The organism is Pseudonocardia zijingensis, assembly GCF_042657305.1.
Classification (GTDB): domain Bacteria; phylum Actinomycetota; class Actinomycetes; order Mycobacteriales; family Pseudonocardiaceae; genus Pseudonocardia; species Pseudonocardia zijingensis.
This window is the reverse complement of the sequence record NZ_JBHSKO010000039.1, coordinates 43,410-54,679: the sequence shown is the minus strand read 5'-3', so window position 1 is coordinate 54,679 and position 11,270 is coordinate 43,410. Positions and strand designations below refer to the sequence as shown.

11 protein-coding genes and 2 pseudogenes are annotated in these 11,270 nt (G+C 72.3%); 12 read left to right on the top strand and 1 reads right to left on the bottom strand.

From position 1 onward, the window contains the following. The 11 genes and pseudogenes from ACFPL3_RS39740 to ACFPL3_RS39690 all read left to right on the top strand — a co-directional run. Window positions 1-241, top strand: a pseudogene (locus tag ACFPL3_RS39740) (zinc-binding alcohol dehydrogenase family protein); the annotation flags it as partial. A gap of 113 nt (window positions 242-354) precedes the next feature. Next, window positions 355-636, top strand: a complete 282-nt coding sequence (locus ACFPL3_RS39735; protein WP_343944366.1) for an FmdB family zinc ribbon protein — start codon at window positions 355-357, stop codon at window positions 634-636. 16 nt (window positions 637-652) lie between these two features. After that, a complete protein-coding gene (locus tag ACFPL3_RS39730) occupies window positions 653-1,309 on the top strand; it encodes an AmiS/UreI family transporter (protein WP_343944365.1) in 657 nt (218 codons plus the stop codon). A 51-nt stretch (window positions 1,310-1,360) separates the two neighbouring features. Further along, on the top strand, window positions 1,361-2,614 hold the full coding sequence (fmdA, locus tag ACFPL3_RS39725) for a formamidase (protein WP_343944364.1): 1,254 nt from the start codon (window positions 1,361-1,363) through the stop codon (window positions 2,612-2,614). 349 nt (window positions 2,615-2,963) lie between these two features. Continuing rightward, window positions 2,964-3,428: a CBS domain-containing protein gene (locus ACFPL3_RS39720; RefSeq protein ID WP_343944363.1), complete on the top strand. Its 465-nt coding sequence runs from the start codon at window positions 2,964-2,966 to the stop codon at window positions 3,426-3,428. A 167-nt stretch (window positions 3,429-3,595) separates the two neighbouring features. Then, complete coding sequence (locus ACFPL3_RS39715; protein ID WP_343944362.1) at window positions 3,596-4,417, top strand: hypothetical protein; 822 nt, start codon at window positions 3,596-3,598, stop codon at window positions 4,415-4,417. 66 nt (window positions 4,418-4,483) lie between these two features. Continuing rightward, complete coding sequence (locus ACFPL3_RS39710; protein WP_343944361.1) at window positions 4,484-5,815, top strand: MFS transporter; 1,332 nt, start codon at window positions 4,484-4,486, stop codon at window positions 5,813-5,815. 222 nt (window positions 5,816-6,037) lie between these two features. Then, window positions 6,038-6,544: pseudogene (locus tag ACFPL3_RS39705) on the top strand (low temperature requirement protein A); the annotation flags it as partial. A 67-nt stretch (window positions 6,545-6,611) separates the two neighbouring features. Then, a complete protein-coding gene (locus ACFPL3_RS39700; RefSeq protein WP_343944359.1) occupies window positions 6,612-7,109 on the top strand; it encodes a low temperature requirement protein A in 498 nt (165 codons plus the stop codon). Between the two features lie 117 nt (window positions 7,110-7,226). Beyond that, the gene (locus ACFPL3_RS39695; RefSeq protein WP_343944358.1) at window positions 7,227-8,063 is read left to right on the top strand and encodes an SAM-dependent methyltransferase; all 837 of its coding nucleotides are present in this window, start codon (window positions 7,227-7,229) and stop codon (window positions 8,061-8,063) included. A 56-nt stretch (window positions 8,064-8,119) separates the two neighbouring features. Then, window positions 8,120-9,022, top strand: a complete 903-nt coding sequence (locus ACFPL3_RS39690) for a polysaccharide deacetylase family protein (RefSeq protein WP_343944357.1) — start codon at window positions 8,120-8,122, stop codon at window positions 9,020-9,022. A 142-nt stretch (window positions 9,023-9,164) separates the two neighbouring features. Here the strand turns inward: ACFPL3_RS39690 and ACFPL3_RS39685 are convergent, their stop codons facing one another. Further along, on the bottom strand, window positions 9,165-10,598 hold the full coding sequence (locus ACFPL3_RS39685) for a protein adenylyltransferase SelO (protein ID WP_343944356.1): 1,434 nt from the start codon (window positions 10,596-10,598) through the stop codon (window positions 9,165-9,167). Window positions 10,599-10,633: 35 nt separating this feature from the next. Here ACFPL3_RS39685 and ACFPL3_RS39680 point away from each other — a divergent pair, with 35 nt between their 5' ends. Then, window positions 10,634-10,915: a hypothetical protein gene (locus ACFPL3_RS39680; protein ID WP_343944355.1), complete on the top strand. Its 282-nt coding sequence runs from the start codon at window positions 10,634-10,636 to the stop codon at window positions 10,913-10,915. Window positions 10,916-11,270: the final 355 nt, after the last annotated feature.

Genomic DNA, 11,270 nt, shown 5'->3' with positions numbered 1-11,270 from the left:
GGTGGCCGGGATCCACCTCACCGACGTGCCGCGCCTGGTGTACGGCGAGGAGCTGTTCCGGGAGAAGCAGCTGCGCAGCGTCACGGCCAACACGCGCGCCGACGGCGAGGAGTTCCTGCGCCTCGCCACGGCGCTCGGGGTCCGGCCCACCGTGTCCCCACGACCCCTTGCCGACGCCGCCGCCGCGCTCGCGGACCTGGCCGCGGACCGGCTCGTCGGGGCGGCCGTGCTGGTCCCCTGAGGGGTTCGCCCCGGCAGGTCCACAGGTCCCCCCGCGACAGGGTCTTAAGGCCCTGGGACCCGCACCGGCGCACGCGCAGCATTCTCGGCCCAGCAAGGCGGAGGGGGCACCAAATGGCGGTGTACGCGTTCCAATGCGTCGAGCACGGGCCCGTCGACGTGCGGTTCCCGATCGGAACGGCCCCGCCCACCAGCAGCTGCCCCCGCTGCGGAGCAGCGATGCGGCGGCTCTTCAGCCCGCCTGCGCTGCGGCTCTCGTCCCGCGCGCTCGTCGCAGCCATCGAACGGGACGAACGGAGCCGCACCGATCCCGAGGTCGTCACCGCAATCCCGGCCCGCGCGGGCCGTCCGGCACGCGCGACGCACCCGGCACAGCAGCGGCTGCCCCGGCCCTGACGAAAGGACCGCTCCCATGGGAAGCGTCGGACTCCTGTACGTGGGCGCAGTGCTCTTCCTGAATGGCGCGATGCTCCTCGGCTGGGTGGACGCCCGGTCGGCCGCGCCGCTCAACCTGTTCGTCGGCATCCTCCAGGTGATCACCCCGACGTACCTGATCTTCACCGCGGCCGGTGACCCGAACGTCGTGCTCAACGCATCGGGCCTGTACCTGTTCGGCTTCACCTACCTGTACGTGGCGTTCAACCTGCTCGGCGACCTCGACGGCACCGGGCTGGGCTACTTCTCGCTGTTCGTGGCGATCTGCGCGGTCGTCTACGCGGGGCTGAACTTCTTCTGGCTCGGCGACCTCACGTTCGGCGTCATCTGGCTCTTCTGGGCGTTCCTGTGGACGCTCTTCTTCGTCCTCCTCGGCCTCAAGGTCGAGTCGCTCACCCGCTACACCGGCGCGGTGACGGCGATCCAGGGGTGGGTGACCGGTGCGATTCCCGCCTTCCTCCTGCTGACCGGGCTGTGGGGGTTCGCGGACCAGGCGACCGCGGTCGGGCTCGCCGTGTTCGGCGTGGTCGTCTTCGGCGGGCTGTACCTCTGGGCGCGCCGGTCCGCCGCCACGACCGGCACCGTTCCGCCGCCCGATCACGGCCACGCGGTCGCGGGAGTGGGCACCGCCTGAAGCTGCGGCCGGGCGGCCGGCCCGGCCGGATCTGACACCTGAGGAGTTCCGATGCCCGAGGTCGTCTTCCCCCTCGACTCCATGAAGCGCTTCACCGAGCAGCGCATCGTCGGCCACAACCGGTGGCACCCGGACATCCCGGCGCTCGTGCAGGTCAAGCCGGGTGACACGTTCCGGGTGCACTGCCGGGAGTGGTTCGACGGCGCCATCCAGAACAACGACTCCGCCGACGACATCCTCAACGCGCCGCTGCCCAGCGTGCACGTGCTCAGCGGGCCGATCGCCGTCGAGGGTGCCGAGCCCGGCGACCTGCTGATCGTCGACATCCTGGACGTCGGTCCGATCCCGCAGGAGGACTCCGGACCGCTGGCCGGGCAGGGCTGGGGCTACACCGGCGTGTTCGCCACCCGCAACGGCGGCGGGTTCCTCACCGAGCAGTTCCCGGACGCCTACAAGGTCATCTGGGACTTCCGCGGGGGCGTCGCCACCTCCCGGCACATCCCCGGTGTCTCCTTCACCGGCATCGTGCACCCGGGGCTGATGGGCACGGCGCCGTCGCGCGACCTGCTGATGAAGTGGAACGCCCGGGAGCAGGCGCTGATCGACACCGATCCGGACCGGGTGCCGCCGCTCGCGCTGCCGCCGAACCCGAACTCGGCGATCCTCGGGTCCTTGACCGGCGACGAGTTCGACCGGGCGGCGCGCGAGGCCGCACGCACCGCGCCACCACGGGAGAACGGCGGCAACCAGGACATCAAGAACCTGACCAAGGGTTCGCGCGTCTTCTACCCGGTGTTCGTCGAGGGCGCGAAGCTGTCGATGGGTGACCTGCACTTCTCGCAGGGCGACGGCGAGATCACCTTCTGCGGGGCCATCGAGATGGGTGGCTTCATGGACCTCGGCGTCGAGCTGATCAAGGGCGGCATGGACACGTACGGGGTGTCCGAGAACGCGATCTTCATGCCGGGCCGCACGGACCCGCAGTACAGCGAGTGGCTGGCCTTCTCCGGCACCTCGGTGACGCTGAGCGGCGAGCAGCACTACCTCGACTCGCACCTGTCCTACCAGCGGGCCTGCCTGCACGCGATCGACTACCTGCAGAAGTTCGGCTACTCCGACATCCAGGCGTACATGATCCTCGGCGCCGCGCCGATCGAGGGTCGCCTGTCCGGCGTGGTCGACATCCCGAACTCCTGCTCGACCGTCTACATCCCGACCGAGATCTTCGACTTCGACGTGCGTCCGGGCACGAGTGGCCCGCACCAGGTCGACCCCGGTCAGGGGGTGCCGCACTCGGCGGCCTGACGTCGAGCCCCGGTCCGGCCGGCGCGGGGCCCCGCGCCGGCCTCCGGGCCACCGACCGCGGTCCCACCGGGACGGGACCTTCGGCTCTGGGACCGCGGCCGGTCGGCGGGAGAGGCTCGTCGGGAGAGCGTGAGGGGGCGCTCTTCACGGTGCGGACAGGTGCGAGTGCGCGCTGCGCGCCGTGCTGTGGGAGGGGGAGGGGCGGTGCGTCGGCGCGCACCGCCCCATTCCACGTCCGCCCATTTCCCGTCCTCCGGCCGTCGAGATCCGGGTCCGTCGCCCCTGCCTCGGCGCCCGCATCCGGGTGATCGTCGACGGCAACGACGCAGTTCGGCGAGAGGAAGCGGCGATGAGGGCGCGTGACGTCATGAGCAGCCCGGTGATCACACTCCGGATGGACACCCCGGTGAGCGCGGCGGCGGCACTGCTGGTGTCGCACGGCTTCACCTCCGCGCCCGTGGTGGACGCCGAGAACCGGGTGGTGGGTATCGCGACCGAGTCGGACCTCGTGCGGGGGCGCATCCGGCCCGAGGGATGGCCGCCCGACGAGCGGGCCGAGCCCCTGGTCGGGGCGGTGATGACGCCGTCACCGGTGGGGATGCGGCCCGAGGACGACCTCGCCGACGTGGTGGAGCTGATGCTCGGGAAGCGGCTCCGTTCGGTGCCGATCGTCGAGGACGGGGAGCTGGTGGGCATCGTGACCCGCCGCGACGTGCTCCGCGCCGTGGCCCGCCGCGAGCTGACCAGCGAGGACGTCTGGCGCCGGCGGGCGGGTGAGCCGGACGCCGCCCGCGGCGAGGTCATCGGTTCCTGAGGCCTGGCCGCGCGCTCCGGCGGGCTCTGCGTCCGGACAGGGGCGGACGGCCCCGGCGGCCGAGCCGGAGGTCACGGCCGGGGGGTCCGACGGCCCCGACCGACGGCGACGCAGGACGGGCCGACCGGCCGTGGCCGCAGGCGGTCCCGCGGGCCGACCCTTGCCGGGTGACCGTGAAGCAGGCACCACACCCGTTCGCCGCCGCGTGGCCCCGTGCGGACCAGCGGTGGGATGCCGAACTCCCGGCTGCGCTCGGCACCGTCCTCGACGCGGTGCTCGACGCCGTACCGCCCCGCCCGTTCGCCACGGCCCACCGCTGGTGGGTCATCGTCGAGCGGAGCGAGATCGAGGTGCACGTCGCCGGTGCGCCGCACGGCGCGTCGCCGGCGGACGCGGCCACCCGGGTGGCCGCCGGAACCGCCCTGCTCGCCGTCCGGCTCGCGGTGGCGTCATCGGGGTACCGGCCGGTCACCACGCTCCTGCCCGGGGGGCTCGCGCGCAGCGCCGTCGCGGTGGTGCGGCCGGGAGTGCCTGCGCCGCCGACCCCGGTCGAGCGCGTCCTCTTCGCCGCCCTGTGCACGCCGCGGAGCGGCATGTCCCGGGCCGAGGTCCCCCTGCCTGCGGTCCGCGCGCGGCTGCGCGCCGCGGCCGACGCCGAGAGGCTGCTGCTGCGCACCGCCGCCACCGCCGAGGAACGCGCCCGGCTGTTCGCCCACCTGCCCGCGCGTCCGGTCCCGGCCGGCGGGCTCCTGGTCCTGCTCACCACCGAGCACGGGTTGCCGGTGTCGGGGTTGCGCGCCGGGCAGGGGCTGCAGCGGGTGCTGTGCACCGCCGGCACGCTCGGTCTCCTCGCCACGGTGCTCGCCGGACCCGCCGAGCTCTGGCCGCCCGGGCGGCCGCCGCGACCGGGTGCGGTGCCGCAGGTGCTGGTGCACGTCCGCGGCCGGGACGAACCTCGAGGGCAGGTACCGCCTGAGGAGCCGCGCTGAGCAGGGAATTTCGACGCGCGCTACCCTGCTCGTCGGTCGTTCGGGGGGATGACTCCGGGGGGAATCATGACTGGGCACGACGACGGGCGCGCGGCTGCGCGCGGCACCCGGCGGGTCGCGATCGCGTCCTTCGCCGGCACCACCATCGAGTTCTACGACTTCTTCATCTACGGCACCGCCGCGGCGCTGGTGTTCCCGACCGTCTTCTTCCCGGTGCTCGGTGCGGTGGCCGGCACCGCCGCCGCTCTCGGGTCGATCGCGGTGGCGTTCATCGCGCGTCCGCTGGGCTCGGTGGTGTTCGGTCACCTGGGTGATCGGCTGGGGCGCAAGCGCACGCTGGTGTACACGCTGCTGCTGATGGGGCTGTCCACGGTGGCCATCGGCGTGCTGCCGGGGGCGGCGACCATCGGGGTCGCGGCACCGATCATCCTGCTGGTCCTGAGGTTCCTGCAGGGCGTCGCGGTGGGAGGGGAGTGGGGCGGCGCGGCCGTGCTGGCCGTCGAGTACGCCCCGGCGGGCAGGCGCGGGCGCGGCGGGATGTACCCGCAGCTGGGCCCGGGCACGGCGTTCGGGCTGAGCAGCGCGACGTTCCTGCTCGTCGAACTCCTCGCCCCGGGCACGTTCCTGGAGTGGGGGTGGCGGATCCCGTTCCTGCTCAGCGCACTCCTCGTCGGCGTGGGGCTCTACGTGCGGCTGCGGATCGAGGAGACCCCGGTGTTCCGCGAGTTGCTCGCGGAGCGGGGGAGCGGGGTGCGCGACGCCGCCCCGCTGCGGGCCGCGTTCCGCCGCGACACCCGCCTGATCCTGCTCGCCGGGGGCACCGTGGCCGCCGCGTTCGCGCTCAACTACATGGGCACCGTCTACCTCACCACCTACGCCACCACGGTGCTGGGCATCCCGCGTCCCACCGTGCTGGCGCTCGGCGTCGTGGGCGGGATCGCGCTCGTCGCGGCCACCGCCGCCGGGGCGGCGGGCTCCGACCGGTACGGACGGCGCCGCGTGGTGCTGGCGGGCAACGTCGTCACGCTCGTGTCCGGTGTGATCGCCTACCCGATCATCGACACGGGCAACGTCGCGCTGGTCGGGCTCGGGCTGTGCCTGCTGATGATCGGCGGTGGGATCGTCCTCGGCCCGGCCGCCGCCTACCTGGCGGAACTGTTCGCCACCGGGCACCGCTACACGGGAGCGGGCCTGAGCTACAACCTCGCCACGATCATCGGTGGTGGTCTCCCGCCGGTGCTCGCCGCCGGGCTGGTGGCCGCGTTCGGCAGCGGTGCGATCAGCGTGATGCTCGCGGTGTACGGGCTGCTGAGCATCGCGTGCGGCCTGGCCCTGCCCGAGACGAACGAGCGGTCGCTGCGGACGCCGGCCACGTCGGGTGCGCCGACGAGCCCGTAATGCCTGATCACGGACCCTCGGAGCCCGCGGCTCCCGCACTGCCGCTACCCTGCGCCGCGTCGTGATCTCGTCCGGTGACGGTCCGCCGGGCGCCCGGGGGGTGGATGCGATGACGGAACGGAGCGCCGAACACCGACGCCCGCGGCTGATGCGTGCCGACGACGAGTCGCGCTCCGAGGTGGCGCCGATCGAGCTGTTCTTCGACCTGGTGTACGTGTCGCGATCGTCCAGGTCTCGCACACCCTGCTCGCGGATCTGAGCCGGCTGGGCGCGCTGCGCACGGCGCTGCTGTTCGGCGCGGTGTGGTGGGTGTGGAACTACTCGGCGTGGGCGATGAACTGGCTCGACCCGCGCAGCGGCGTCGTCCGCGTGCTGAACGCGCTGCTCATGCTCGCCGCACTGGGCATGTCGCTCGGGCTGCCGCACGCCTTCGAGGAGGACGGGCTGCTCTTCGCCGCCTGCTACGCCGCAGCGCAGGTGGGCCGCGCGGCGTTCACGGCGGTGGCGCTGCGCGGCCACGTGCTGGCGAAGAACTACACGAACCTGCTGGCCTGGAGCACGGTGGCCGCCGCGCTCTTCGTCGTCGGGGCGTTCCTCCCGCCCGGGCCGCGGCTTCTCGTCTGGCTGGTCGCACTGGCCGTCGACGTGGCCGCTCCGCGGTTCGACTTCCGCTTCCCCGGCCTCGGGTCGGCCCCGATGAGCACCTGGCCCACCGACGTGGAGCACCTCGCCGAGCGCAACCGGCTGGTCTTCATCATCGCGCTCGGCGAGTCGATCCTGATCAGTGGGGTTCACGTTGTCCGAGCTGGAGGAGGTCACGCCTGCCGCCGTGCTGACGACCCTCCTCGGGTTCGCCGGGCTGTTCGTGCTCTGGTGGGCCTACTTCGCCCTCGCCGGTCACGACACCGCGGCGAGCCAGGGCGAGGGGAGCACCACGGCGCTGCGGTCCGCCTTCGCCTACGCGCACGCCCTGATGGTTGCCGGGGCGATCGTCGTGGCGGTGTCGATCGAGCTGCGCATCAGCCACCCCGAGAACGACCCGCCGCTGCTGCTGACCACCGTCGGCGGCCCCCTGATCTACCTGGCAGGCAACATCCTGTTCCTGCGGTCGCGCACCGGGGCGGTGGCCCGCACCCGCTACATCGCCGTGGCCGCCCTCGTGGTGATCGGGATCGCCGGCCTCGTCCTCGGGCACGCCGTGCCGGCGCTGCTGATCGGCGTCGCGACGCTGGCCGTCACCACGACGCTGGCGGTGGTCACCCAGCTCCGGTCGGCGCGCGAGGCGGTGGCCTGACGCCGGTCGGTCGAGACACGCCGTCGGCATGCTGCGGGTCGGCGGGAGCGCCGCGTCTTCACCTGATCGGCTCGGTATAGTGCACGGGAACTCACTCGGTGTCACCAGGGAGGCTTCGTGCCCGACGGTTCCGCGCCCGACTGGTCGCTCACCGAGAAGCTGCTGCCCGACGACTACTTCCGCCAGCCGTCACCCGCGCGGGTCTGGAACTACTGGCTCGGCGGCAAGGACAACTACCGGCCGGACCAGGAGGTCGGCGACGTCGTCGCGGACATCTACCCCGGCATCCGCACCATGGCGAGCCAGTCGCGGCAGTTCCTCATCCGGAGCGTCCGCTACCTCACCGCGGAAGTCGGCATCCGGCAGTTCCTCGACCTCGGCGCCGGCCTGCCCGACCCGCTGGGCAACAACACCCACAGCGTCGCGCAGGCGGTGGCACCGGAAGCGAAGATCGTCTACGTCGACAACGACCCGGTGGTGCTGGCCCACCAACGGGCGTTGATGGTCAGTACGCCGCGGGGTGCGTCCGCGTTCTCGGCCACGGATTATCGGGACACCGATGCCGTCATCGGTCTGGCGAGCCAGACGCTGGATCTCAGCGAGCCCATCTCGGTGATGTTCATGGGCGTGTTCGGCTACCTGCCTCCCTACGACGAGCTGCGGTCCATCGTGGACCGCACCATGGCGGCCGTCCCCTCGGGCAGCTACCTCACCTTCTGGGACGGCACCGACACCAGCGACGCCATCCGCGAGTCACACCGGCTGCAGGCGGAGATGGGGCACCCCTACACGCTGCGCACCGTCGAGGAGATCGAGCAGGTCTTCACCGGCCTGGACCTCGTCGACCCGGGCGTGGTGCAGCTGTCGCAGTGGCGGCCCGAGGACCACGACCTCGCCGCTGCCCGCGCTGCGGAACCGGTCGACGCCTACGGGGGAGTGGCCCGCAAGCCCTGAGCGCGCTCGGGGGGAATTCACACCAGTAGTGATGTGCGGATTGGGGCGGTAACCGGATGGACAACCAGCTCTTCACCTACAGCCCGATCGTCGATCGCGCCCCGATCCGGTGGCCCGGCGGGGAGCGGGTGGCCTTCTACCTAGGCTTGAACATCGAGCACTACCAGGTCGACAAGCCGTCCACGAGCATCTTCGGTGGCACGGCGAACCTGGCGCCGGACCCGCTGAACTACGGCTGGCGCGACTACGGCCCCCGCGTCGGCATCTGGCGGATGATCAAGAGCCTGGACCGGCACGGTGTGCGGGCCACCGCGCTCCTCAACTCCGATGTGTGCAGCCGCTACCCGCAGATCATGCAGGCCGGGCTCGACCGCGACTGGGCGTGGGTCGCCCACGGCCGGGACAACTCCACCTTCGAGGCCGGCATGACGCGGGACGAGGAGCGGGCGTACCTCACGGATGTCGTCGACACGATCGAGGCGGCCACGGGCCGGCGCCCCCGGGGCTGGCTCGGCCCTGCCCTCACCGAGACGTTCGAGACGCCGTCCCTGCTGTCCGAGCTGGGCCTGCAGTACGTGCTGGACTGGGCCAACGACGAGCAGCCCTACGAACTCACCGTGCCCGGCATGTACAGCGTGCCGTACTCGATCGAGCTGAACGACATCTCGCTCTTCGCAAGCCGGAGCTTCACCGGCCCACAGTTCCTGCAGGCGGTGAAGGACACGCTCGACCAGATCCACGACGACGCCGCCGACTCCGGGCGCGTGATGGCCCTGTGCGTGCACCCGTTCAGCGTGAGCCAGCCGTTGCGCCACCGGTACTTCGACGAGGCCCTCGAGTACATCGCCGGGCACGAGGGCGTCTGGCTCGCCACGGCCGACGAGATCCTCGACGCCTACCGCGCGCAGCGGGGTGCGGAGGCGGAGGCCGGGGTCGAGGAAGGCGTGCCGCAGCACTGAGGATCGCCGTTGCCGCGCCACAGCAGAGCTTGATCAGCGGATTGGCGCGTTTCCCGACGCCAGGTGTCGGGTTTCGCTCCCGGCCGGTGATCATGGGGCCGGGGCCCGCACACACCGGACACGTACCGTGCGCGCGTGAGCGTCAGGTCCCGCAGAAGGTGACGTGCGGGTGCGCTCCCGCCGGGGCCGGCTTGCCGTACTCCTCCAAGTCCGGGCGCTCGTCGAAGGGCGAGGAGACCGCGTCGAGAAGCCGGTGGAACGGCGTCAGGTCGCCCTGCTCGGCAGCCTCCAGCGCGGCGTCGGTGAGGTGGTTGCGCGGGATGTAGACGGGGTTCACGCGGTTCATCTCCGTCGCGACGGCTGCGCGGTCGGCGGGCAGCAGCGCCTCCCGGCGGGCCGCCCACGCGTCGAACGCCTCGCGGTCGAGGAAGTGGTCGCGGGCCGTGCCCGCCGCGAGGACGCGGAAGAACGTGGTGAAGTCGACGTGCTGGTCGTGCAGCAGCGCCATCAGGTCCGTCGACAGCGCCGGGTCCGGTGTGGACAGGCCCAGCTTCGCGGCCATGCCGGCGGCCCAGTAGCGCTCGTACGCCGCGGGGTAGGAGGCCAGGACCTCCTCGACGGCGTCCGCCCCGTCGCCGCCCAGCAGGGGCAGCAGGCTCTCGCCGAGCCGCGCGAGGTTCCACTGCAGGATCGAGGGCTGCCTGCCGTAGGCGTAGCGGCCGGTGGTGTCGAGCGAGCTGAAGACGGTGGCCGGGTCGACGGCGTCCATGAACGCGCACGGCCCGTAGTCGATGGTCTCGCCCGAGATCGTGGTGTTGTCCGTGCTCATGACGCCGTGCACGAACCCGACGAGCATCCAGCGGGCCACGAGCGCGGCCTGGGCGTCGACCACGCGCCGGAACAGCTCCAGGTAGGGCTGGTCGGCGTGGGCGGCGTCGGGGAAGTGGCGGGCGATCGCGTGGTCGGCGAGGGCGCGCAGCACGGTGTGGTCGCCCGACGCGGCGGCGTACTGCACGGTGCCGACGCGCAGGTGGCTCGCGGCCACCCGGCAGAGGACCGCACCCGGCAGCGGACGGTCGCGCTCGATCTCCGCGCCGGTGGTGACGACGGCCAACGCCCGCGTGGTCGGGATGCCGAGCGCGTGCATGGCCTCGCCCATGAGGTACTCGCGCAGCATCGGCCCGACGGCCGCCATGCCGTCGAAGCCCCGCGCGAACGGGGTGGGCCCGGTGCCTTTCAGGTGCAGGTCGCGGCGGCGGCCGTGCACGTCGACGACCTCGCCGAGCAGCAGCGCCCGCCCGTCGCCGAGCTGCGGCTTGTAGACGCCCCACTGGTGGCCTGCGTAGACCAGCGCGGTGGTGGTGACGCCGTCCGGCAGGTTGTTGCCCACCAGCAGCGACACCCCGGCGGGTTCGCGCAGGACGGCGGGGTCGGCGCCCAGCTCGGCGGCGAGGTCCTCGTTGAGGACGAGCAGCCGGGGGTCCGGGGCAGTCACGGCGGGCCACGGCAGCGAGAGGGCGGGGACGTCGCGGGCGTAGGTGCTGTCGAGGTCGAACAGGGCCCGCGAGGTCGTCATGATTCGAGCGTAACCGCGGAACTCACGCTCACCCCATGCCGACGGGGGTCCCGCACCAGCCGCTCCCCGTGGACCAGACGGACGTGCGGTACGCCCACGGGCCCGACTCGGTCATCCACCGGGACGTCCCGACCGGCATCACGGTCGAGTGCACGTGGGACGAGAGAGCCGGCTACCCGGGCACGTTCCGCAGGTTCTGGGTGCACCTGCCCGCGCACCACGACCGGGCCGAGTGGGCGGCGCTCCACCTCCGCCATGATCGCCGGCTTGGAGCGTTTCCCGACAGCATTTCGTCGGGAAACGCGCTGACGCCGTGATCATTCCCCTTTTGCGGCGCCACCAGGAGGCTGTCACCCTTGGAGGGGCGGAGCCGGAGGTTTGACGACCGGGGGTCGCAATTTCGCCCCACCCGCTGATCCATGATCAGAGAGTTGGCGCATTCCCGTGTCGAAAACGCCCGAGAATGCGCCAAACCCGTGATCATGCCCCGGAACTGGCCGCAGGTGGCGCCGCGCGCCCACCCGGCAGGCCCCCACCCTCGGTGGCGTGGAGACGGTCAGGCGATGCCCACGCGGTTCTTCAACGAGTCCAGCTCCCCCCGATCTCTCGGGCCGGGTCGGTCTCGTACGCACCATCGCGGCCGCGCCTACTCCGCGGGGAGACCTCGTCATG